General features: G+C 55.3%; 21 protein-coding genes. 8 read left to right on the top strand and 13 right to left on the bottom strand.

What is annotated here, in order from left to right; translation table 11 throughout:
• Nucleotides 1-26 precede the first annotated feature (26 nt).
• The 6 genes from PBA01S_RS11085 to PBA01S_RS11060 are packed head-to-tail and all read right to left on the bottom strand — an operon-like array spanning nt 27 to nt 6,727.
• On the bottom strand, nt 27-1,136 hold the full coding sequence (locus PBA01S_RS11085; protein ID WP_016312864.1) for a YheC/YheD family endospore coat-associated protein: 1,110 nt from the start codon (nt 1,134-1,136) through the stop codon (nt 27-29).
• Entirely contained in the window at nt 1,093-1,647 is a 555-nt protein-coding gene (locus PBA01S_RS11080) for a GNAT family N-acetyltransferase (protein ID WP_164744146.1), read from the bottom strand. Before PBA01S_RS11080 ends, PBA01S_RS11085 begins: the two co-directional genes overlap by 44 nt.
• A 37-nt stretch (nt 1,648-1,684) precedes the next feature.
• Complete coding sequence (locus PBA01S_RS11075) at nt 1,685-2,809, bottom strand: YheC/YheD family endospore coat-associated protein (RefSeq protein ID WP_127575999.1); 1,125 nt, start codon at nt 2,807-2,809, stop codon at nt 1,685-1,687.
• On the bottom strand, nt 2,806-4,182 hold the full coding sequence (locus tag PBA01S_RS11070) for a YheC/YheD family endospore coat-associated protein (protein ID WP_016312861.1): 1,377 nt from the start codon (nt 4,180-4,182) through the stop codon (nt 2,806-2,808). The genes PBA01S_RS11075 and PBA01S_RS11070 overlap by 4 nt, the downstream gene beginning before the upstream one ends.
• A gap of 23 nt (nt 4,183-4,205) precedes the next feature.
• Nucleotides 4,206-5,318, bottom strand: a complete 1,113-nt coding sequence (locus PBA01S_RS11065) for a YheC/YheD family endospore coat-associated protein (RefSeq protein WP_127575998.1) — start codon at nt 5,316-5,318, stop codon at nt 4,206-4,208.
• A 41-nt stretch (nt 5,319-5,359) separates the two neighbouring features.
• Nucleotides 5,360-6,727 (bottom strand): YheC/YheD family endospore coat-associated protein, encoded by a 1,368-nt coding sequence (locus PBA01S_RS11060; RefSeq protein ID WP_127575997.1) that lies wholly within the window; start codon nt 6,725-6,727, stop codon nt 5,360-5,362.
• Between the two features lie 241 nt (nt 6,728-6,968).
• Here PBA01S_RS11060 and PBA01S_RS11055 point away from each other — a divergent pair, with 241 nt between their 5' ends.
• The 3 genes from PBA01S_RS11055 to PBA01S_RS11045 all read left to right on the top strand — a co-directional run bounded on the left by PBA01S_RS11055 (nt 6,969) and on the right by PBA01S_RS11045 (nt 9,642).
• Nucleotides 6,969-8,138: a DUF445 family protein gene (locus tag PBA01S_RS11055; RefSeq protein ID WP_127575996.1), complete on the top strand. Its 1,170-nt coding sequence runs from the start codon at nt 6,969-6,971 to the stop codon at nt 8,136-8,138.
• Nucleotides 8,139-8,863: 725 nt separating this feature from the next.
• Entirely contained in the window at nt 8,864-9,208 is a 345-nt protein-coding gene (locus tag PBA01S_RS11050; RefSeq protein ID WP_016312858.1) for a YlbF/YmcA family competence regulator, read from the top strand.
• A 140-nt stretch (nt 9,209-9,348) separates the two neighbouring features.
• Nucleotides 9,349-9,642: a hypothetical protein gene (locus PBA01S_RS11045; protein WP_016312857.1), complete on the top strand. Its 294-nt coding sequence runs from the start codon at nt 9,349-9,351 to the stop codon at nt 9,640-9,642.
• Between the two features lie 92 nt (nt 9,643-9,734).
• Here the strand turns inward: PBA01S_RS11045 and ilvB are convergent, their stop codons facing one another.
• The gene (gene ilvB, locus PBA01S_RS11040; RefSeq protein WP_051416859.1) at nt 9,735-11,456 is read right to left on the bottom strand and encodes a biosynthetic-type acetolactate synthase large subunit; all 1,722 of its coding nucleotides are present in this window, start codon (nt 11,454-11,456) and stop codon (nt 9,735-9,737) included.
• A 170-nt stretch (nt 11,457-11,626) separates the two neighbouring features.
• Here ilvB and hemG point away from each other — a divergent pair, with 170 nt between their 5' ends.
• Nucleotides 11,627-13,057, top strand: coding sequence for a protoporphyrinogen oxidase (hemG, locus tag PBA01S_RS11035; RefSeq protein ID WP_255315341.1), 1,431 nt, complete (start codon nt 11,627-11,629; stop codon nt 13,055-13,057).
• Nucleotides 13,058-14,161 (top strand): TIGR04053 family radical SAM/SPASM domain-containing protein, encoded by a 1,104-nt coding sequence (locus PBA01S_RS11030; protein ID WP_085279272.1) that lies wholly within the window; start codon nt 13,058-13,060, stop codon nt 14,159-14,161.
• Nucleotides 14,162-14,202: 41 nt separating this feature from the next.
• Here PBA01S_RS11030 and PBA01S_RS11025 read toward each other — a convergent pair whose 3' ends face one another.
• The 3 genes from PBA01S_RS11025 to PBA01S_RS11015 are packed head-to-tail and all read right to left on the bottom strand — an operon-like array spanning nt 14,203 to nt 15,048.
• Nucleotides 14,203-14,439 (bottom strand): DUF2249 domain-containing protein, encoded by a 237-nt coding sequence (locus PBA01S_RS11025; RefSeq protein ID WP_016312855.1) that lies wholly within the window; start codon nt 14,437-14,439, stop codon nt 14,203-14,205.
• Complete coding sequence (locus PBA01S_RS11020) at nt 14,439-14,798, bottom strand: hypothetical protein (RefSeq protein ID WP_016312854.1); 360 nt, start codon at nt 14,796-14,798, stop codon at nt 14,439-14,441. Before PBA01S_RS11020 ends, PBA01S_RS11025 begins: the two co-directional genes overlap by 1 nt.
• A 16-nt stretch (nt 14,799-14,814) precedes the next feature.
• A complete protein-coding gene (locus PBA01S_RS11015) occupies nt 14,815-15,048 on the bottom strand; it encodes a DUF2249 domain-containing protein (RefSeq protein ID WP_009226733.1) in 234 nt (77 codons plus the stop codon).
• 233 nt (nt 15,049-15,281) lie between these two features.
• Between PBA01S_RS11015 and PBA01S_RS11010 the strand changes: the two genes are divergently transcribed.
• Nucleotides 15,282-16,022, top strand: coding sequence for a YwiC-like family protein (locus PBA01S_RS11010; protein ID WP_127575994.1), 741 nt, complete (start codon nt 15,282-15,284; stop codon nt 16,020-16,022).
• Nucleotides 16,023-16,074: 52 nt separating this feature from the next.
• Complete coding sequence (locus PBA01S_RS11005; RefSeq protein WP_016312852.1) at nt 16,075-17,409, top strand: DRTGG domain-containing protein; 1,335 nt, start codon at nt 16,075-16,077, stop codon at nt 17,407-17,409.
• 62 nt (nt 17,410-17,471) lie between these two features.
• Here PBA01S_RS11005 and PBA01S_RS11000 read toward each other — a convergent pair whose 3' ends face one another.
• The 3 genes from PBA01S_RS11000 to PBA01S_RS10990 all read right to left on the bottom strand — a co-directional run bounded on the left by PBA01S_RS11000 (nt 17,472) and on the right by PBA01S_RS10990 (nt 18,718).
• On the bottom strand, nt 17,472-17,771 hold the full coding sequence (locus tag PBA01S_RS11000) for a YtpI family protein (RefSeq protein WP_016312851.1): 300 nt from the start codon (nt 17,769-17,771) through the stop codon (nt 17,472-17,474).
• Nucleotides 17,772-17,887: 116 nt separating this feature from the next.
• The gene (locus PBA01S_RS10995) at nt 17,888-18,388 is read right to left on the bottom strand and encodes a sporulation membrane protein YtrI (protein WP_016312850.1); all 501 of its coding nucleotides are present in this window, start codon (nt 18,386-18,388) and stop codon (nt 17,888-17,890) included.
• Nucleotides 18,389-18,718, bottom strand: coding sequence for a YtrH family sporulation protein (locus PBA01S_RS10990; protein WP_009226738.1), 330 nt, complete (start codon nt 18,716-18,718; stop codon nt 18,389-18,391).
• Between the two features lie 111 nt (nt 18,719-18,829).
• Between PBA01S_RS10990 and PBA01S_RS10985 the strand changes: the two genes are divergently transcribed.
• On the top strand, nt 18,830-22,149 hold a 3,320-nt coding region (locus tag PBA01S_RS10985; protein ID WP_127575993.1), incomplete at its 3' end, for a DNA polymerase III subunit alpha.

Genomic DNA, 22,149 nt, shown 5'->3' with positions numbered 1-22,149 from the left:
GGAGCATAACAAAAGCCGCTGCCCTCCTAATTGGAGGGGGAAGCGGCTTTCTGTTTATGCAACCATAACGCATACTCCAGCGGCCTGACGATCGCTGCGCGGTACGCTTGGGAGTCACCCGATTGATGGAACACTTCGCGGGCAGGCTTGGGATTCACCTCAAGCAGGTAGATCTGTCCGTGGCGGTTGATGGCCAAGTCCAGCGCCAGCTCACACAACGCCCCAAACGTATTCTCCAGGTAGGCGGCGACCTCCAGACTGAGCTTCTCCGCCGCCCGGCGCACTTCCTGCCGCCGTTCTTCATTTGAGATCCACTGCTTTAGCAGCGTATTCATCGCTACGGCATGACCACCGCCGTGAAGATTGGACGTGACACTGCGGGGAGGACCGACCCTGGCAGCGCAGCCAGTCACTTCCCACTCTCCTTCACCGTTCTTCTGTACCAGCATCCGATAGTCGTGTACGCGGCCGTTGGGCAGCTTAATCTGGATCCCTTGCTGGGCGATGAAGCGTCCGCTTCCTTTCCAGCTTAGCAGGAACGTACCCAGCCGGGATTTATGGATTTTTTGCGGAGCGATGATCCTGCGGTTCTGTCTCCGCCCTTGGATCAGGAAGTGATCGCTGTCCAGGCGTTCTACGCGCAGGATGCCGCGGCCCCCTGTGCCGTTAATCGGCTTGACATAGACGGTGGAATACTTTTTGAGCAGGTGAAACACATCGCTGCTGCTCTGAAATAATACCGTCTCCGGGAGGTTGGATCGGAATCGGCTTTTGCGAGACAATGTTTGATATATCGTCCATTTATTGCGCAGCGGCCGGTTAAGGAAAGTCAGATGACGATAACGCGCCCGGAACTTCAGCAGCTGCTCGAACCGCTTGCTGCGCTGGATTCGGCAGCGATCGAAGATTAGGTCGGGGAAGCTGCGCCATTTGCGAAACCATCTCTTGCCCTTGGGGTCATACTCGAGGGCGAGAATCTGCTTTTTCTGGTCATTCACGTCCATTGGGGTGAACACGAAAATGTCCAGGCCCATTTTTTTTCCCTCTGTGATCATGCGCTGGTAGATATGGCGTTCCTCCAGCAGCTTCTTGTCATTGAGGTACAAGGTTAGGATGCCCAGGACGGGTTGTGACAACGATATCACCTTCTTTGCTGGTATGGGAGACCGACGTTGCAGACGTTGGGGAAACGGGCCGGGTCTCCAGCAAAAGCAGCGGTTTCCCGTTTGGATCCCGGGTCAGGCCCGAAGCGTACATCCCTGCACGAAAACACAGGCGCAAGCTCTGAATCTGATTTAACGCCACCTGGCAGCTAAGCTGCTTCAGCCGAGTCTGCTGGGCTTGAAGCAGCCCTGCGCCGAGCCCACAGCCGCGGTACAGGGGATGGACAACGACAACGCACAGGGTGCGGCCGTAATCCATGACGCAAGAGACGCCGGCCAGCCGCTCTCCATCCTCCGCCCGGATGCGGGCAACGAGCATGGAGCCCCCCGGCTGCAGTAAGTCGCTTGGCGTCAACCGGAGCAGATTTCGAAGGACGGTGGGCGGAACGCGGCCGGAGTTATATTTACGAATGAAAGCTAAGATTTCGCTGTGCTGCAACTCCCAAGGAGTCTCATCGTCCACGGTCACGGCTCGGATCTCCATCACGACCGTCCTCCTTTCGTGTTGATATTCGTTCGTTTCACGGTTTGTGTTTCGGCTGGCGGTATAAATACTGGCTGTATTGAAAAATCCGCTCCAGCGATTTCTTGCGAATATGCGGCTCATCGAACTTCATCGGCTTAGCGTTCGCTTCGAAAAACCACAGGCGTCCGTCGGTGTCCACCCCAAGATCCATGGACATCTCCCCAAGCAGGAAGCCCGATTCCTTCTCGATTTGCTTGGCGATCAAGAGGGCGCTGGACTTAATCCGGCTGAGGAGCAGTGTCGTCATATCGGACCCGAAGGCGGGGAGAAGCATCTTCTCCGGGTCTTCAATGCTGCCGCCTTGCGGAACATGGGTTGTAATCCGTTTCGGTCCGGCCAGGCGGGCGCCGATCCCGGTTACCATCCAGATGCCTTTGCCGTTCTTTTGCACGAGCACGCGCATGTCGAAGTGGCGGCCGTGATAGGAGGTCAGCTCGATGCCCTCCTGCATGATGTAGGGCGTTGCGCCAGCCTCCTTTTTAATTCTTTTCCACAGCAAGGGCAGCTTAGCGGTTCGATAAATGATGTTTCGGCGCTTCTTCCCTTGGATCGTCAGCCGGTATGGTCTCGGATGATTTACATCCAGCCGCAGCAGCATAATGCCTTTTCCGGCTTTGCCGCTTTCCGGTTTAAGGTACAGGGAGCCGTATTTCTCCAGCATCGTGGTTAGCGTTTTGGGCCCTAACATTTTTTTCGTGTCCGGCACCAGCGTTTTAGTCGCCCGTCCTTTCTTCAGCCATTCGAAGAGCCGTCGTTTGTTGAAGAAAAAAGGATTAAATAGATGAATCGATTCATGTTGGATGACCTCATCGATTTTGCGTCGTACCTCCGGCTTCTTCTCATCCTCCCGGAGGGGAATGCGGTTGTAGATGACGTCGGGCAAGGGGAACCAATGTTTCTTCCACGCCTTCTCCTCCGGGTGGAACAAGTATCCTTGAACGCGTTTGGCGCTAAGCTTCAAGTCTTTGGCTGTCAGAACATACACGGGACAATCCAGCTCTTGCCCGGTTTTGACGAGATCTCTGAAGTTGCTGCGATTCCCGCGGAACATTCGGACGTTATCATCCACGGTCAGTACGGCGACAACGGGCTTCTTCTCGCTCAATACTGGATTGATCATGAGCCATCTCTCCTCCGGAATTTGCTCAAATAGAGGCAATGATCCAGGATGTGATCGACCGATGCCTTCCCTTCAGCCCGAAGCGAAGGGTGCTTAAAGATCGAACGGCCTGGCTTGGCGTTGGCTTCGAACATCCAAATTTTCTCATCCCGGTCGATCCCGATATCAAATCCGATCTCGCCGATCAGATGCTGTTGATGGGATTCAATCGCTTCAGCTAACGTGATCGCAACGGATTTCGCGTTCCGCAGCACTTCATCGGCACGCGAGCCAAATGCGCGGGAAAGCGCCTGCTCTGGCGTAAGCAGGGAGCCGCCGTTCTTCAAGTGCGTGGTGACGCTGCCTTTGCCGGCTTTTTTCGCACCGATCCCCACGACAACCCATTGGTTCTTCCCGTTCTTATGCATGTGGAAGCGGAAATCGATCGGGCAGTTGTCGATTTCGATGAGACGAATCCCCTGCTGGGCCACATATCCGCGGAGCGCCCGACCGTGTCTGGCTTGCAGCGTACGCATCAGGCTGTTGAAGGAAGAGAAGCGCAGCAAGGCGTTCCGTCCGTTTTTCCGATACCTGGCATAATAACCGCTTCTCGGAATATAGGATAAACGATAGATCCCGTTGCCCAGGCTGCCGCTGTTCGGCTTGTAGTAGACCAGAGAGTGCCGATCCAGCATCTCCTTGATTTGCTCCGGCGTCGGACTCATGATCGATTCCGGAACGTAGCGGCCCACTGTGGGGTCTTTTTCCAGCAGACGGTAAATATCGGATTTATTAAAAAAACTCCAGTTAAAGAAAGGGATCCTCCGGCGGACGAACCGTTCCCGAAGCTGACTGATTGAGCTGGTTGTTTCGGCTCGGCGGCTGGGGAGACGGTTATAAACCACGTCAGGCAGCGGTACCCGCTTCCGCACGAACCGCCCCGCTTCGTTCAGAAAATAGCCGTTCACCGTTTCGTCTTCCCAATGGATATCCCGCGGGGTGAACGCGAAGATATAGGAAACTCGGCTTCCCTGCCGAAGGAGTTGCTTGATGAATGCGGTGCGCGAGCCAAAAGGGTTCGTTGGTGAGGACGTGGGTCCGTCGGACAGCACGCCGATGAGCGGGCCGATCTGCACTTCTCCCTCTTGCTGGCTGCGGAGGTAGACGCCGCCGGGCTTGGGGATTTTAATACCCCTGCGAACGCCGCTGGCAAGGTACAGATGATTTCCCGCTTTATTAATCCGTTTAATGGCGGCGGGGACCCGTTCCCCCCCGAGTCTCAGATGAACCGACTTTCTTCCGGATAGCTTCAGATTCTTCATAAGAGCCCCTGACACGTAAACCACCCGGTCGGGGGCTTGCGTGAAATGGACGTTGCAAAAAGTCAAACTCATGGATTTTATCCTCCTAAAAGTGATCAGGGTTTGCTCAGCAGTAAATAGCGGGCATAGCCTATCGGATTTTCCAGCGACCTTCTGGCGGTATCCGGATCGCCGATCCGAAAGAACGAGGAGCGTCCCGGTTTGGAGTTGACCTCCAGCACCCATACGCGGCCTTGGCGGTCAACGCCGAAATCCAGGCCCAGCTCTGCCAGCCTGCCGAAACGGGTTTCCAGATAGGCCGGAATCAAGAGTGACAGTTTGCGGATTGCGGCTTCAGCGGCTTTGCCCTCAGACTCTCCGAGTTCGCGGATGAGAAAAGGCAGTGCCCGATGGGCGGTACCGCCTCCATGCAAGTTGGAGGTGAGTGAATCTTTACGGCCCGCGCGGACCGCCATCCCCGTCAAGCTCCACTCGCCTTTGGCGTCTTTCTGCATGAGGACGCGGACATCAAAGGGTTCACCGTCTGAGCTGTTCAACTGTAAATAGGGCTGAATCAAGAACGGTTGTCTCCCGGTAAAGCGGTCAATCCAAACCAGCCCTGCTTGCTTGGTGGAAAAGCGACGCCGAAAGATCGTATTCCGCCCGCTGCGACCGACAACCCTGACTTCATCACGCGGCAGATGCCATTTAACGTATAGCGTCCGTTTGCCGTGCGTGCCGTTCCGCGGCTTCAGGAAGGCTTCCCCGTCATGGGCCTGCAGCCATTGGTCCAGCTGAGCCCGCCCTTGGTACAGCGCCGTTTCTGGTAAATGTTCGGCAACCTCCGGGCATTCCAGCAGAGCTTGGTATACCGCCCATTTTCCCGCAAGGCCCCGGGCCAAATAAACGAAGGGATGCTCATTCGCCAGCCGTTCGAGCAAACGGTGCTTGCGCAGCTGCTGCTTGCGGTCATGGACCAGGCAGCGATCGTAAATGATGTCCGGCCGGGGGCACCATTTGCGAATCCAGGTTCCGCGTTCGAAGGTATAGGCGGGAATGCCGGCAGCGTTCCCCGATGCGATCCAGCTCAGGCAGAAGACATACACGTGAAGCCCATGCCTTGCCCCGATGATGCATAATCTGCGGCAGAACGCAACTTCCGCGAAAGGGAGCGGTCCGCTGCTTTCGGAGACCAGGATGCCGACGTTCCCTTGTGGTGTTTTGTACATGGCTGATTCCCTCCTTCCAAGAGACCCTCCAAGGGCAACCTCTAAAAGCCGGACAAATATCGGGTATATTCGATCACTTGCTTGACCGATGGGCGGATCTTCCCTTCGCCGATCGGGGTATTGTCGTTCTTGGACGGCTTGGAGTTGACCTCCAACAGCCACACTCGCCCGCTCGTTTCCACCGCTAAATCAATCCCGAACTCCCCGAAATGAGCCGGGATTTGTGCATCGACGCTCTGGGCGATATCCAAGGCAGCCTTCTTCAGCTTTAAGGCGAGCTTGCTCTTGATTCCCGCTGGCAGCGAGCTTCGGGCAATCGCGTCCTTCACCTTGCTCAGCGAGCCGCCGCGAGCCAGATTGGACACAAAATGATGGTTCCCGGCGATCCGGGCCACGATGGACGTCGTATTCCATTTGCCGTACAGGTTCTTCTGAACCAACGCCCGAAAATCAACTGGCCGGTGATCCACCTCAATCAAGTTCAGCCCTTGCTGGATTTGGTAGCGAGTTGTTTTCATTTTGCCGGACAATGCGTTGAACAGCTTCGCAAGGCTCGGATAAACTTGGCGCCGTGCGCCTCCAACCTGAGTCGATAGGGTCTGGAAGGTCCCGCCTTCAAGCCGCGAGATCCGGATGATGCCTTTGCCCAAGCTTCCCTTGATTGGTTTCAGGAAGACGACGGGATATTTGCTGCACATCGCTTTCAACATCGCGTAGTTGCGAAACAGATGCGATTCCGGCAAATAACGCTGCACGGAGGCATCTCGGCTAAGCGCGTCGAACACTTCGGTTTTGTCGAGATATTTCTCGTTGAAAAAATGGCTCCCGTAGCGGGATTTTACTTCTTTCATAAAATGCTGTACGCTAGGTTTGTTCTCCAATTTCCGCGAATTCAGCCGGTTGTAGAATACATCTGCGGCGGGCAGTTGGGTTTGCTTCCACCCGTTGCCATAGACCCAGCCCGAGACCTGGCTTGCGCTGTTGCCGATATGATTGGGGGTAAAGAAATAAACGAATACCCCTTGGCGCGAGCAAGCGTTCACGAGCTCTCTGCAGAACAAGGTCATTTGGCCAAACGGCCGTTCCGGATTCCCGGGGAAATCCTGACTGAGCAGAACTCCTAACAGCGGACCCAGTTGAAGGGTCGAGGATTGCGGCCGATAGATGAGTCGCAGCGGCGACCGCGGTTGGATGCCCATTTTTCTGGCCAGACCCGAGCTCATGCGAACTCCATCGGATCTGGATAAGGGGATGACCTTCACGCGGTGCCGAAATGATCCGAAAGTGAGTAGAAGCGGAAGATGCGTTGGGATTTTCCATTGTTTGATCAGCATGTCTCCGAGCACGATCATGTCGTCTTCAAGAATGCCCGGACTCATGATTTGTACCGTAATTTTTTTGGAGGGCATGAATGCGGATCTCCTTCCAAGCTAAGCTAGAGTCTTGGATGCAAGTAAAGATCATCTGCGTAAAATGCATGTAATGCATCATATGAGGACATAGAATCCTTGGTGATTAACCTATGCCCGTTTTCGGCGGCATCCGGGCGAAGGAATGAAGCGTTCTACTCCTGGCCGGGCGCGGGCCGAGGACGGATATCGCGGAAGATAGTTAGGGCAGCAGCCTAAGAGAAAGAAGGAGGAAGAGAGGGTGCCCGATTGGCTTTACGTGTTGGTAAGCGTTGCAGTGGCTGCTTTTGTCGGCGGCGTAACCAACCATTTTGCAATTAAAATGTTGTTTCATCCGCGCAAACCTATACATATCGGCAAATTTCATGTTCCCTTTACGCCGGGACTAATCCCAAAACGCCGTGACGATATCGCCGCATCACTGGGGCAGGTGGTAGCTGAGTATTTGGTAACGGCCGAAGGACTGCAGGAAACGGTGTTGCGTCCGGCGTTCCGGAATAAAGCGGAGGACACGTTGCGCGGCTTCGTGGAACGCGTAAGTTCCAGCGAGTTAACGCTTCGGGAAGCGGCACTCCGGGTGTGGAGCGAGGAGGAGTTCGAAGCACTGAAGTCTAAGCTTACGGCAGGGGCAAGGGCTACGGCGATGCGGAGTCTGACGCGCTTATGGGAGCAGGCGGACCTTAGCAGCCTGCCGGTGAAGCGGCTTGTTCCCGGTTGGTCCGAGGAGAACCGCAAAGCCTGGAGCGCCGCGCTGGCCAGCGCGCTATTGGGTGTCGTGGAGGAGGAACTGCTGTCGGCGAGCGGCCAGCGTATGCTGTCGAAAATGGCGGCAGGGCTGATGGACCGAGCCGGCGGATTCCTGGGCACGATGGCCGCGATCTTTGTGGATGAGGACAAGCTGGTGCAAAAAATGACCCCAGCGCTCGTTCAGACGCTGCGGGGCGAGGACGCTTTAAACAAAACCGCCCACGCGATCGAGACGCGGCTGGAGCTGTATGGCGAGAAGCCGGTGGCGGAGCTGCTGGCGCTCTTAACCGGCGAAGAGGCGCTAGGCTGGCTGAACGGCAAGCTTGAGCAGCTGCCGCTGGAGCGTTGGCTCGAGCAAGCGGAGAACCGGCCGGTTCGCTCGTTGATCGAGCTGTGGAAAGCGTCGGTGCTGGGCTTCATTCCGGTGCTGACCGAGCGAACGCTGCGCCTGATTGCCAAAGGCATTCCGGCGGCGATGCAGGCCGTGGATTTGCCGGGTCTCGTCGAGGAACAGGTGTCGAGATTCCCGATCGAACGGCTGGAGGAGGTTATCCTCAGCGTCTCCGGCAAGGAGTTTCGCGCCATTACTTGGCTTGGCGTGGTGCTTGGCGGGATCATCGGCTTGTTGCAGTCGTTGTTGCTGCTATTGGGCGGGGTAGGCTGATGGCTAGCGGCTGTAGGTTGTCGGTGTAGGGTCTGACGGTTGTCGGTTGTCTGCTGTCGCGGGCCATGAGTCCTCGCGGTACTTCTTCTAACGCTTGTGAGGAGCGCTATTGGCGCCGAAAAGAGGGAAATGAAATTCTAACGCTTGCCACAGAGCTTATTTCTCGTAATTTGCGCTAAACAGCGATGTTTTCGGGTCGATAAGTTTTGTGATCAGCGTTAGAATTTGAATTCCTAATTTTTGAGGCAAATAAGGTTCCTGATCAGCGTTAGAGTGAAGCAGGTTGCTCTAGCGCTTATGAGCAAGGGTGAGCCAGGCCGAGCAACTTCTTCTAACGCTTGTGAGGAGCGCTATTGGTGCCGAAAAGAGGGAAATAAAATTCTAACGCTTGCCACAGAGCTTATTTCTCGTAATTTGCGCTAAACAGCGATGTTTTCGGGTCGATAAGCTTTGTGATCAGCGTTAGAATTTGGATCCCTAATTTTTGAGGCAAATAAGGTTCCTGATCAGCGTTAGAGTGGGGAAAGAAAGTTAGCAAGTCAGCAAGTAAGGTAAGTTAGCAAGCAAGTTTGCAGACAAGTGAGTGACTAAGTAAGTTAGAACAAGCAAACAAGTAAGTTGCCAGCAATCCGAAGTCAAGCAATTTTCATGCACCAGCAAGCAAGGGACAAGCCCGCCTTACGCCCGCTTGGATCCCACTAAAACAAATTTGGAGGTTTAATTTAATGAACATTTACGACAAAGCACATGAACTGGCGGCAGCCTTGAAGGACAGCCAGGAGGTAGCCGAAATTACAGCAGCTATGAAGCTAGTGGAGGCCGATCCTGAAAGTAAACGGATGCTGGACGATTTCCGGATTCGACAAAATGAAGTTCAGCAGCGGATGATGACCGGAGAGATGCCGACGCAAGAGGAAATGGAGCAAATGGAGAAGCAGTTCGAGGTGCTGAGTCTGAACTTGAATATCCGTCGCCTGTTTGATGCTGAACGCCGCCTTAGTGTGATCATTCAGGACGTCAACAAGATTATTACGGACAGCCTGGCCCATCTGTATGGAGCGGGGATCTAACTTCGCGCTTAGACGACCGCATTCTTGGATTCACAAGTATCTATCATATTTCTGCAGCCCCGTTCATAGAGATAGAAGAGACAAGGAGAAGACCTAATCAACGGTTCTCGTAATCTATGAAAATAAAGGAGCTGCAGAGGATGAAAGTCGTAAAAAAACCAAGCAAATGGAAGCATGCCGTTTATCTGATTCTGGCATTAGCGATGCTCGTTTATGCCTTGCCGATGATTTCGTTTGAGCCTGGAGCCGGCTGGGTTTCGGTGTTTGGCGCAGTGTGGGCAGGGTTTGCCTTCCTCGTCATCGGGGCTCACCTCCATTTTCTTCTTGGTGTCAATGAAGAGAAGCAGCGGGAGCTGGACCGAATCCGGCGGGAGAAATACCGGGAATGGGAGCTCCAATGGGGCGCGGACGGAAAACACGGTGAACAAGCATAAGCCTGTGCCCAAAATGGACAGGGGCGGTTCTGGAAGGTTGATGATCTTCCGGAACCGTCTTTTTTTCGTCTAAGCTCGCTGAATACGCGGTACTACTTCTCGTCTTCGCCGGTCAGCATTTGATCGTTGCTGGCTCCAGGCGGGACCATCGGGTAGACGTTTTGCTCCTCCCGTACGTTAAATTCCATCAGAACGGGGCCGGGGTGCGTTAGCGCCTGCCGGATCACGGCATCGGCTTCCTCCGGCGTTTGCGCCCGCAGCCCGGGTACTCCGTAGGCGCCGGCAAACGCTACAAAATCCGGCGAAGTGAGGTGGACGGAGGAGTAGCGCCGTTCATAGAACAGCTGTTGCCATTGCCGCACCATCCCCAAATAACCATTGTTCAGGATGGCGATTTTGATCGGTAAGCCGTAATCCACGGCTGTCATCATCTCCTGCAGGTTCATTTGGAAGCTGCCGTCCCCGGTGATGCAGACAATCGGCGGAGCGGACGGACCTTCCAACGCGATGGCGGCACCGATGGCGGCGGGGAAGCCAAAGCCCATGGTTCCAAGTCCACCGGAGGTCAGGAAAGAACGGGGCCGGGAGAACTGGTAGTGATGGGCGGTCCAGATTTGATGCTGACCTACATCGGTTGCCACCACAGCATGGCCTTGGGTATGCTTGTCGATCAGCCGAATGACCTCCTGCGGATTCAGCGATCCTGGAGCCACCGACTCGTTATAATGCGGCACCTTTCGCTGCCATCCGGCCGTCTCCTCAGCCCAGCGGGTCGACTTGGGCGGGATCGCGCACGCATTTAACTTCCGCAGCAGGTCCCCGATATCTCCGCACAGCCCCAGATCAACAAGAATGTTCTTGTCCAGCTCAGCATCATCGATGTCCACATGGATCTTCCAGGCATGGGGAGCGAACGACTTAGCCTTCCCGGAAAGTCGGTCGTTGAGCCGCGTTCCTAGACATATCAGCAGATCGGCGTGATGCACCGCCCGGTTGGCGGCATACGTGCCATGCATCCCGAGCATCCCGAGATAGAGCGGATGGCGGGCAGGGAAGGCCCCGATGCCCATCAGCGTAGTCGCCACCGGAATTTGCGCGGTTTCTACAAGCTGGAACAGCGGCTCGGCCGCACCGGATGCCACGGCGCCGCCCCCGACAACGAGCACCGGGCGCTCGGAGCTTTCGATCTTGCTCGCAATCAGCCGTACGGCCTCCTCATCGATCTGGGTTGAAGGCACGTAACCGCGGATGTGGATTTCGGCAGCCGGACTCAAGTTGGTTTGAGCGGTCATGATGTTCTTGGGCAGATCGATCAGGACCGGCCCCGGTCGTCCCGTAACAGCGAGATGAAAAGCCTCTTTGATGATTCTAGGCAACTCGCGGATATCCATTACGGAATAATTATGCTTGGTCACGTCCATCGTCATGCCAAAAATGTTGACCTCCTGGAAGCTGTCCCGACCGATCAGATCAGTCGACACCTGACCGGTCAGCACGACCATCGGGACCGAGTCCATGTAGGCGTTGGCGATCCCTGTGACCGCATTGGTTGCCCCTGGTCCGGAGGTGACGAGCGCAACCCCCGCCTTCCCCGTCACGCGGGCGTAGCCGTCCGCCGCGTGTACGGCTGCCTGCTCATGCCGGGTCAGAATATGCCGGATCTCTCGGCAATCGTACAGCGCATCGTAAATGGGAATCACTGCCCCGCCCGGGTATCCGAAGATCGTATCGACCTGTTCCGCAAGCAGGCAATCGATTAACAACTCCGCTCCGCTTCGGGCGGAGGTTAACTTGGATTCTTGGATGTTTCTCATTAGGTCAGACCTCCCGGTGGAATTTTGACTATTTTATCGCGGGAGATTCGCTTGTGGAGTGATCCCAGTCATAATTCGTGCCGGAAGCTGGGGTTACGATTAGCTAGGAATCCACAAGAAATAGCTTGATTCTCTAGCGAGTCAAGCCGCCTAAAGGAGGAGCAATCCGAGTGAGAAAAACCATTGCGGTGGTCGGCGGAGGTATTACCGGGTTAAGCGCGGCTTATTACGCCCGGAAATGGCTTCGCGAACGGCGGATCGATGCCGAAATTACAATCCTTGAGGAAACGAATCGGCTGGGCGGGAAGATTCGGACTTTGCGCCGGGACGGTTTTACGATAGAGCAAGGCCCGGATTCATTTATCGCTCGAAAAACAGCGGTGCTGGAGTTAACGAAGGACTTAGGTCTGGAGCATCTGCTGGTGGGAACGAATCCACGGGCCAAACAAAATTTCATCCTGCATCAGGGCCGATTTCATCCGATGCCGCCGGGATTGATGCTGGGCATTCCTACCCAGATGTGGCCGATGGTGAAGACGGGCTTGCTGTCGCCTGTCGGCAAGCTGCGGGCAGGTCTGGACCTGCTTCTGCCTGCCAAGCGTGACGAAACGGATGAATCGCTGGGCGGATTTATCCGCCGGCGGCTGGGCCGTGAAGTTCTGGAGAACCTGACGGAGCCGCTGCTCGCCGGCATTTATGCCGGGGATACGGCGGAGCTTAGCTTGAAGGCGACTTTCCCGCAATTTAGGGAAATGGAGCGGAAGCATCGCAGCTTGATCCTTGGCCTGCTGGCAAGCAAGAAGCAACCCGCCCCCAAGCCGCGGGAGGGATTGCCGGAGGCGGCGTACAACAGCATGTTTTTGACGTTGGAAGGCGGGTTAACCGTGATGACGGACGCTTTGGCCGCTGCCTTACAGGAAGAGCGGGTGATCACGGGACAAGCGGTGGTTGGGCTGACACGGCAGGGCCGCCGTTACCAGCTGGAGCTCAGCAGCAATGAGCGGATCGAGGCGGACGCCGTGATCTTAGCGACACCGGCTTATGCAGCGGCTCGTCTGCTTCAGGATCAGATCTCCGCGGCGGGCTACCTGGAACAAATCCGTTATGTCTCAGTGGCCAACCTAGCTTTTGCTTACCGGCGCAAGGAAATTCAGCATGCGTTGAACGGGTCTGGCGTACTTATCCCTCGCGGCGAAGGGCGGATGATAACAGCAATCACTTGGACGTCCTCCAAGTGGCTGCATTCAGCGCCGGAAGATCGGGTGTTGCTTCGGGCGTATATCGGTCGTTTGGGGGATCAAGCTTGGACCCAGCTGCCCGAAGAGGAAGTCCGTCGGCGCGTGGCTGCTGAACTGAGGGAGTTGATGGGGATCAAGGCCAAGCCGCTCTTTTGCGAAATGTCGTCGTTACCAGCTTCGATGCCGCAATATCCGGTTGGTCATGTGGAGCGTGTGGAGGCGTTGCGGGCAGAGATGCAACGAACGATCCCCGGCGTCTTGTTATGCGGTGCGGGATACGGCGGTGTCGGCATTCCGGATTGCATTCGTCAAGGTAAGGAAGCGGCGGAAGCGATGTTAACCTGGTTAGGAGATGAACGGTAAATGCAGCAAAATCAATTCAAGGACTATAACGAGAACCCGTTTATTGTCATCTGGGAGGTCACGAGAGCTTGCGCACTAAAATGCCTGCATTGCCGCGCGGAAGCCCAGTATCGACCTGACCCCAGACAGCTGACCTTCGAGGAAGGCAAGCGGCTGATCGACGATATCGCAAAAATGAACAATCCGCTGTTTGTATTTACCGGCGGCGATCCTTTGATGCGTCCAGATTTGTTTGATCTGGCGCGATATGCGATCCATGAGAAAGGCCTGCCCGTATCCATGACTCCGAGCGCTACGCCGAGAGTTACCTTTTCCGCTGTAAGTAAGGCTAAGGAGGTCGGTCTTTCCCGCTGGGCTTTTAGCCTCGACGGTTCGTCCGCAGAGATCCATGATCATTTTCGCGGGACGCGTGGGTCTTATGAGATGACGATGAAAGGGATTGGATATTTGCAGCAGTTAGGCATCCCGATTCAGATCAATACGACGGTGTCGCGCTATAACCTGGACGATCTTTCGCGGATCGCGGATACGGTTAAAGAGATGGGCGCCGTGCTATGGAGTGTGTTCTTCCTCGTCCCGACAGGCCGAGGGATGGTTAAGGACATGATTACTGCGGAAGAGCATGAGCAGGTGATGATTTGGTTGGCCCGATTGCAGCGGGAGATGCCTTACGGGATCAAAGCGACGGAAGCGCCTCACTACCGCAGAGTCTTTATGCAGCAGCGGAAGTTGGACGCCTTGGCTGGAGAAAGCAGGGAGGCAGCGCCCAAACGTAAAGATCTGCTCGGCCGCTCGCCGAAAGGTGTAAATGACGGAGACGGGTTCGTCTTCATTAGTCACATTGGCGAGGTGTATCCAAGCGGGTTCCTGCCTGTTAGCTGCGGGAATGTCCGGAACGCTTCATTGGTGGATATTTATCGGAACTCACCGATCCTTCGGGAGCTGAGGGACAAATCCTTGCTGAAGGGAAAATGCGGCGTCTGCGAATTTAAGGAGCTGTGCGGAGGTTCAAGAGCGAGGGCTTATGCGGTTACCGGCGATTATTTGGAGAGCGATCCGTATTGCGCATATATTCCACGAGGATTTTCACAACAACAAAAATAATAAGGAGGCCGAGCGGCCTCCTTTTCTTGTTCTGCAAAAACTTAAGCTTGCATCGGTTCAAATGTCACCTTCCAATGATCTTCTGCCAGCTGCTCGCATTCATGACGGTAGCCCTTACCTTCAAGCACCTTCAGAAGCGGGACCGGCTTCATTGTGGCGTGCAGAACCAAGCTGTCGCCTTCCTGCAGCTTCCCAACGGTGTCCATGATGACGCTGAACGGCTCCTCGCCGCGGCGAAGAATCGGCCGAACGTCGAGTTCAACGATTTGGTTGGCCATTATAGATTCACCTCCAGGTCCGTCCGTTCTGCGGCAAACGCTTGGCAGAGCCGAGCTGCGCCGCTAAGTCCCTTCATGCCGCCGTACAGCGTATAGAAAAACGAATCCGGCGCATCCAGCGAGAAGGACAAATACTGCTTGGGATCGATCCCCAGCATTTTTTCGAACAAAGCGGAGGTGTCGTAGGCATAGAAACAGAAATAGGTATATTGAAACTCCGGCATTTTTTCGGCGATGGTGAGGATCTCACTGGCATAGCGTTCCAGATTGCTTTCGGCTTCCTCGATCATCCTTAGCGCATCCTCAAGCTCGACGGCGATCTGAATCGTTTTCTCATCGACAACCGTAATTGTTGCCATAGGGCATTCCCCCCGTTTAGTTTTTGCCGATTTTCACCTGGAACATCTCCGGTCCTTGCTCAATGTACTCCCAAGTAAAGCCGCCGGGATGCATGGCCTCGAACTGAAAACGGAGCGGTACCGGGTCATGGTCATTAATCAGCAGCATCGCTTCCCCCGGCTCCAGAGAATTAAAGGTTGCGAAAATGGTCTTATGCTTGAGCTGGGGCGGATATTCGGTGGCGTTGACAGTAGCTTTGAATTGACTCATGGGAAGTCCTCCTAAATGTTTAAATTTTACGATTCGCCCCCATTATAGCAACGGACCGAGGCGGGATTGTGATATCAGTCACAAGATGAGAACCCGCCAAAAATTTCTCGGCGGATTTGTCCGGAAGCTGCCATGAATCAAGTGATTTCTGTCACTTAGGTGCTGATGCCCAGCGATTATAATGTGCGTAATTTGAAGTTGACGGCTCACGATGAGAAGGAGGAACTGATAACATGCGCGTCCGTGATTACATCCCGAATCAACATGGTGCCTGGGCTATGCTGATCGTTCCGTTTCTGTTTGGCATGCTCGCCTCTACCCCCGGGGCGATCCACAGTTTGTTGTTTGTGTGCTGGCTGCTCATTTATCTGTTTATGTTTCCTTTGCTGCAATGGATTCGGATGGGAACAACCAAGACCAAGGTCAAAGCCGACCGATACCGCAAGCCTTTGCTGTTCTATGGTGCGCTGTTGGTCCCTGCGGCGCTCGCATTAATCCTGCTTCGGCCCGAGGTGCTGAAATTGGCTCTGCTGTTCGTGCCGCTGTTTGTGGTGAATGCCATCTATGCCAAGCAAAAGCGTGAACGTGCATTATTGAACGACATTGCGGCAATTGTGCAGTTCAGCTTAATGGTGTTTATCTCGTATCAGCTTGGAGGAGGTACCGATCTTAGGCTCGCCACGGAACTGTTCCTGATCAGCACGTTGTATTTTGTAGGCACTGCTTTTTACGTGAAAACCATCATTCGCGAACGGAATAATAAGCGATTCTATGTTTACTCCGTAGCCTACCATGTTCTGCTGTTGGCCTTGGCCGTATGGCAGCTCCAACCGGCGCTGTGGATTGCCGCATTGATCCTGCTGGCCAGAGCGGCCTGGTTCCCGCGAACGGGGATTACCGCCAAGCAGTCCGGCATGCTGGAAATTGTCTATTCTGTTATCGTTCTTGCCGCCTTCTGGATGACCTACGCCTGAATGTGTATAATGAATACAGAATAGTACAGATTCGGGCAGGGGGGTATAACAGTTGGAGGGACCGGAAGAAAGCGTAACAAAGCACGAACAGCTGCTCCAACATATCGAAGGACTTAAGATTGGAACGAAAATCTCCGTGCGCAAGCTGGCCAAAGCGCTGGGGGTAAGTGAAGGCACCGCCTACCGGGCGGTGAAAGAAGCGGAAAATCTCGGGATCGTGATCACGAAGGAACGGATCGGCACCGTTCGCGTGGAGAAGAAGCCGCGCAACATCTCGGATCAGCTGACCTTTGGCGATGTGGTGGAAATCGTCGAAGGCCATGTGCTGGGCGGCGGAGAAGGACTCAACAAAACGCTGAACAAATATGTCATTGGCGCGATGAAAATCGATGCCATGGCCAGATACATCGACGCTGGCAGCCTGCTGATCATCGGGAACCGCGACAATGCCCATTCGCTTGCCTTGGAACAAGGCGCCGGGGTATTGATCACCGGTGGCTTCGGAACGAGTCGTGAAGTGAAGACGCTGGCGGACAAGCTGGCCTTACCGATCATCTCCTCGCGCCACGACACGTTTACCGTCGCATCGATGATTAACCGGGCGTTGTTCGACCGTTTGATCAAGAAGAAAATTATGCTGGTCGAAGACATCGTCAGCCGCAAGCCGCGGGTGAGTATGCTGAAGGCGACCAGCAGCATTTCTGATTTTGACCAGTTGTCATTGGAGACGGGACATCAGCATTTTCCGGTGGTGGACGAGTGGAACCGAGTTATCGGGATCGTCAGCCGCAAGAACGTCGAAGAGCTAAGCGGCGATCAGCCGATTGAGAAATGCATGACCCGCCATCCGATCACCGTTGGCCTGCAGACCTCGCTCGCTTCCGCCGCGCAAATCATGGTCTGGGAAGGGATCGACTTCTTGCCTGTCGTGGACCGTAACCGGAAGCTGGTCTCGTCGGTGACGCGCCGCGAGGTGCTGCAAGCGATGCGGGACGTACGAAATCAGCCGCAGCTGGGCGAAACGTTTGAGCACTTAATGTGGAACGGGTTTGCCGAGGAACGGGACGAAGAGGGGAAATTGTTCTTCCGCGGAATGATTACACCACAGATGGCCACCGATTTGGGGACGATCTCGCATGGGGTCTTGACTTCGCTGATGACGCAAGCCGGACTTCGTGCGGCCAAAGACGCCAGTGGCGGCGACTTTGTGGTCGATAACCTGACGACCTATTTCGTTCGCCCGGTACAAATTGAAAACCCGGTGGTCATCACCCCTGTGTTATTGGAGATGAGCCGCCGGGCTTGCAAACTGGAGATTATATTAACCTATCAGGATTCGCTGGTCTCGAAGGCGGTCATGACGCTGCAGTCCATTGACCATGCCTGAGCAGGAGAAGCGAAGGATCCTGCAGTACAAAGAGGGATAGCCTGACGGCTTGGGCCGCAAGGTTATCCCTCTTTGCGTCGGGCATATAAGCCATGGTTACGGATGCCGGCGAAAATGTTAAACGCCCCCAGCACCATAAACACAGCGCCGATGACAACCCGCAGCGTCGAACCGCTAAACAGGAACATTTGAATGAGGGCCAGGACGATCAACATCAAACCCATGCAGATGTTCATTTTGGCAGCCGCCATTCCCCGCGTCTTCGGATCAAGCGAACGCCGGGACTTAAAGCTGAAGAAGACCGAGCCTACACAGCTGATGATCAAAATCACGTAAAGAATGGTTTGGATCGTTTGGATCATAAGAGGTCCGTACTCCTTTAATCAATAGAGTGGATACGTGCTTGGACAGCAACACACGTCGATTCCTGCAAAACTTGCTGTCTCAAGTGAAATCTCTCTTATTTTAGCATGATTTACTAGAGACGAATATAGGGCCGCATGTCCACCCAAACCTGAAGTACCCCGTCACTCACCAGCATCGTCTTGATTTGAATGGTGTATTCCTTGTCACGAACAACATAGATTTTCCGGTTCAACAGCGTGCGGGCCATTTTGGCATCCGAGTCGATGTCAAAAATATTCCGCCCCCGCAACACCTCCAGCTCGTTATGAAGCTGCTCGGTGACCTCCTTTACTGCCAGCGAATCGAGCGGCGGATCACGTTCCTCCACACGCACCTTGATCTCTTTGATGACCGTGGAACGGTTGTTGTATTTTTTGAGCGTCCGAATATCCTCTTCGGCTTGATGCAGCTGGATCGTCAGGTCTTTGTTCTGGATCCACAGCAAATTGTAGCTGGTCTGATAAATGACGTTATATACGATACTGCCGGTAACCATGCCAAGAATAAACACGGCGGTGAGTTGCATAAACCTGCGAAAGCCCGTAAGCTTCGGTTGTTTCGCGTCGTCCTTCATTCATCCCCGTCCTCCCCCGCACATCCAGCGCACCAATTCCGAACCCATATGCGCCCCAAGAAAGGCGAACAACAGGTACAAGATCTGCTTGATGGCCGGAGACAGGTTCCCGTCAAAAAAATTGCTTTCAATGACCCGCATCGGGTCGATGGTTCCGCCAACTGCGGCCGCCAGCGCCCATATTTTAATGCGGTCGGCAATGTCCAGCATCGTCTGCGTCGGAGGCTGCAGGGATACGACTGCGCCAATGCCGCCAACCATGGCGCCTCCCACCACAATTCCGAAGGCGATAAAGAAATCCATGACCGCTTTGGTCAAAAACGTGCTCATGCGCGCTTGCCCCTTTCCGAGGTTTGTCCGGTCTTTCTACCATTCTATGGGCGGGCAATGCCTATGTATGATAAAATATTAGAGATAAATCGATGGAAAGGAAGGGATCGCATGGACAGCTTTGTTCATTTGCACGTACATAGCGAATACAGCTTGCTGGACGGAGCAGCCCGGCTTGAGGATCTCGTCGCCAAGGCGGCGGCATCCGGCATGAAGGCGCTGGCGCTGACGGATCATGGGGTCATGTACGGCGCGGTTCCTTTTTATAAATTGTGTAAAAAACACGGCATCAAGCCGATTATCGGCTGTGAGGTCTATTTTACGGCAGGCTCGCGCAAGGAACGGGGGAGCCGGCAGGATCAGCCGATCCATCACTTGATTTTGCTGGCTAAGAATGAAACCGGCTACCGCAATCTGATGAAGCTGTGCTCGATCGGTCATCTCGAAGGCTTCCACTATAAGCCGCGAATCGACTGGGATGCGCTGCAGCGGCATCGCGAGGGCCTGGTCTGCCTCAGCGCTTGCTTGGGCGGGGAAGTTCCGTTCCATCTGCTGCGCGGTCATTATGAGGAAGCGAAGAAAGCGGCGCTGCGTTATCAGGCGGCGTTTGGCGAGGATTTCTACCTGGAGCTTCAGGATCACGGCATCCCGGAGCAGAAGAAGGTGAATCCGCTTCTAGTCCAACTGGCGGGAGAAATCGGTGCCGAGCTGGTTGTCACCAATGACGCCCATTATCTAAGTAAAGAAGACGCCGAGGTTCAGGACGTGCTCATTTGTGTAGGTACAGGGAAAACGGTGGATGACGAGGACCGGCTCAAAATGCACACCAATCAGCTCTATCTGAAAACCGCGGAGGAAATGGCTCAGTTGTTCCCTCACTTGCCGGAGGCGTATGCCAATACCGCGAAAATTGCCGATTCCTGTGAGCTGGAGTTGGAGTTCGACCGACATATTTTGCCGGCATATCGACCGATTCCGGAAGGGCATACCGCAGGCAGTTACTTGGCAGAGCTATGTCAACAAGGATTGGTGGACCGCTATGGCGAGCTGGATGTTTGGCGTAACCCGGCGGAGCGGGAGAAGCTGGAGCAACGGTTGCGGTACGAGCTGGAGATCATCGCCAGCATGGGGTTCTCGGATTATTTTCTGATCGTGTGGGACTTCATCGCCTTCGCTCACCGGAACGGGATCGCCACTGGTCCGGGACGGGGCTCGTCAGCGGGCAGCTTGGTAGCCTACGTGCTGCGGATTACCGATGTGGATCCGATCAAATATAATCTGCTGTTTGAACGGTTTTTGAACCCGGAACGGGTGACGATGCCGGATATCGATATCGACTTCAGCGATGAGCGGCGTGATGAAGTCATTGCCTATGTGGTTGACAAATATGGGGCAGAGCATGTCGCGCAAATTATCACGTTTGGTACGATGGCGGCGCGCGCGGCGGTCCGCGATGTAGGGCGGGCGTTGAATGTGCCATTTGGCGAAGTAGACAAAGTCGCGAAGCTGATTCCCGGACATCTGGGCATGACGATCGAACGCGCGTTAAAGGAAAGCCCGGATCTCAAAGCGATGTATGACGGGTCTGAGCGGGTGAAGCGACTGCTGGACATGGCGATGAAAGTCGAAGGTATGCCGCGGCACGCCTCGACCCACGCGGCCGGGGTGGTCATCTCCCGCGATCCGTTAACCGATGCCGTTCCGCTGCAGGAAGGCAGCGAGCATACGGCGTTAACGCAATATTCGATGGAGAACCTGGAAGCGATCGGTCTGCTGAAAATGGACTTCCTCGGCCTTCGCACCTTATCCATCATCGAGCGCTGCATGAACTGGATTAAGGAGCAGTCGGGGGATGCCCCTGATTTCCGGCTGGTTCCGGACAACGATCCGACCACGTACGAGATGCTGGGGCGCGGGGAGACGACCGGCGTATTCCAGCTGGAGTCTACGGGCATGCGCCGGGTGCTGAAAGAGATGAAGCCGTCGGTGTTCGAGGATATCATCTCTCTGCTGGCATTGTATCGCCCGGGGCCGATGGAGTTTATTCCGAAGTACATCGCTGGCAAGCACGGGCAAATCTCCGTGGAATATCCGCATCCGGATTTGGAGCCGATTTTGAAAGATACGTATGGCATCATCGTCTACCAGGAGCAGATCATGCAGATCGCTTCTCGCATGGCTGGCTTCTCACTGGGTGAAGCGGACCTGCTGCGCCGTGCCGTCTCTAAGAAGAAGCGCGAGGTGCTCGACGAGCAGCGCGGGCATTTCGTCAGCGGCAGCGTACAGCAGGGCTATACCGAGGACGAAGCGAACGTCGTTTATGACATGATCGTTCGGTTCGCCGATTACGGTTTTGCGCGGGCGCATGCGGCAGCCTATGGCGTGCTGGCGTTCCAAACGGCGTACCTGAAGGCGCATTATCCGGTGCAGTTTATGGCGTCGATGCTGACTGCGGTTACCGGCAGCCACCGCAAGGTGGCGGAGTACATCGTAGAATGTCGGCGAATGGGGATCGTCGTGCTGCCGCCGGACGTGAACGAGAGCAACGTGCTGTTTACCCCGCAGGTTGGGGTTGGTTCTGCGGAAGCGGTCCTTTCGAGCGATGCGAAGGATGGCCACGCTGGATCTGGACAGGAGGCGCCAGCCCTTGGGGTTATCCGCTTTGGCCTTGCCGCAATCAAAAATGTCGGCACGCAGGCAATTGAGAGTATTTTGCGCGAGCGGAAGGAGCGTCCTTTCGACAGCTTGCTCGATTTTTGCCGGCGGGTAGATTTGCGGACGTGCAATAAGCGGGTGATAGAGTCGTTGATCCAAGGCGGGGCGTTCGACTCCTTGCCGGGGCATCGGGCGCAGCTGCTGGCGATGCTGGACGAGACGGTCGATGCGGCGCTGAAGTGGCGTAAGGAGCGGGATGATCTGCAGATCCAGCTGTTTGATTTCGTAGAATCGCCGAACTGGGACATCGAGTACCCGGATGTCCCGAAGTTTACGGCGGCCCAGCAGCTGGATTTGGAGCGTGAGCTGCTGGGGCTGTATTTGTCCGGCCATCCGCTGGACGATTTCGATGCCTTGCTGGAGGGCGAAGGCGTCGATCGGCTGATGGATTTGGCCGAAGCCCCGGACGACACCCGCACCGTTGTCGCGGGGATGGTCGTGTCCGTGAAGACGATCACAACCAAGCAGGGGAAAGCGATGGCGTTCATGGAGCTGGAGGACCAGATCGAGCGCTGCGAGGTTGTGCTGTTCCCCGAAGTGTGGCGGCGCTCGGCCGCCCACGTCGAGAAGGGGGCTTTGCTCGCGTTGCGCGGCGTCGTCCAGCAGCAGGACGAAGGCTTTAAGCTGCTGGCCGACGAAGTGGCTCCGCTGAGCGAGCAAAGCCTGGCCCGGCTGCGCCGCGGCCTTGCGCGCGGGCGCGGGCCCAGCGCCGCTGC

The sequence above is a fragment of the Paenibacillus barengoltzii NBRC 101215 genome (assembly GCF_004000745.1).
GTDB lineage: Bacteria > Bacillota > Bacilli > Paenibacillales > Paenibacillaceae > Fontibacillus > Fontibacillus barengoltzii.
The sequence above is the reverse complement of the archived record's forward strand: the minus strand, read 5'-3'. Positions and strand labels throughout refer to the sequence as shown.

Excerpts from the sequence above, each read along its gene's own strand:
- PBA01S_RS11080 (WP_164744146.1), bottom strand. The coding sequence starts at position 1,647 with ATGGAGATCCGAGCCGTGACCGTGGACGATGAGACTCCTTGGGAGTTG.
- PBA01S_RS11075 (WP_127575999.1), bottom strand. The coding sequence starts at position 2,809 with ATGATCAATCCAGTATTGAGCGAGAAGAAGCCCGTTGTCGCCGTACTG.
- PBA01S_RS11070 (WP_016312861.1), bottom strand. The coding sequence starts at position 4,182 with ATGAGTTTGACTTTTTGCAACGTCCATTTCACGCAAGCCCCCGACCGG.
- PBA01S_RS11065 (WP_127575998.1), bottom strand. The coding sequence starts at position 5,318 with ATGTACAAAACACCACAAGGGAACGTCGGCATCCTGGTCTCCGAAAGC.
- PBA01S_RS11060 (WP_127575997.1), bottom strand. The coding sequence starts at position 6,727 with ATGCCCTCCAAAAAAATTACGGTACAAATCATGAGTCCGGGCATTCTT.
- PBA01S_RS11050 (WP_016312858.1), top strand. The coding sequence starts at position 8,864 with ATGAACATTTACGACAAAGCACATGAACTGGCGGCAGCCTTGAAGGAC.
- PBA01S_RS11045 (WP_016312857.1), top strand. The coding sequence starts at position 9,349 with ATGAAAGTCGTAAAAAAACCAAGCAAATGGAAGCATGCCGTTTATCTG.
- ilvB (WP_051416859.1), bottom strand. The coding sequence starts at position 11,456 with ATGAGAAACATCCAAGAATCCAAGTTAACCTCCGCCCGAAGCGGAGCG.
- PBA01S_RS11030 (WP_085279272.1), top strand. The coding sequence starts at position 13,058 with ATGCAGCAAAATCAATTCAAGGACTATAACGAGAACCCGTTTATTGTC.
- PBA01S_RS11025 (WP_016312855.1), bottom strand. The coding sequence starts at position 14,439 with ATGGCCAACCAAATCGTTGAACTCGACGTTCGGCCGATTCTTCGCCGC.
- PBA01S_RS11020 (WP_016312854.1), bottom strand. The coding sequence starts at position 14,798 with ATGGCAACAATTACGGTTGTCGATGAGAAAACGATTCAGATCGCCGTC.
- PBA01S_RS11015 (WP_009226733.1), bottom strand. The coding sequence starts at position 15,048 with ATGAGTCAATTCAAAGCTACTGTCAACGCCACCGAATATCCGCCCCAG.
- PBA01S_RS11010 (WP_127575994.1), top strand. The coding sequence starts at position 15,282 with ATGCGCGTCCGTGATTACATCCCGAATCAACATGGTGCCTGGGCTATG.
- PBA01S_RS11000 (WP_016312851.1), bottom strand. The coding sequence starts at position 17,771 with ATGATCCAAACGATCCAAACCATTCTTTACGTGATTTTGATCATCAGC.
- PBA01S_RS10995 (WP_016312850.1), bottom strand. The coding sequence starts at position 18,388 with ATGAAGGACGACGCGAAACAACCGAAGCTTACGGGCTTTCGCAGGTTT.
- PBA01S_RS10990 (WP_009226738.1), bottom strand. The coding sequence starts at position 18,718 with ATGAGCACGTTTTTGACCAAAGCGGTCATGGATTTCTTTATCGCCTTC.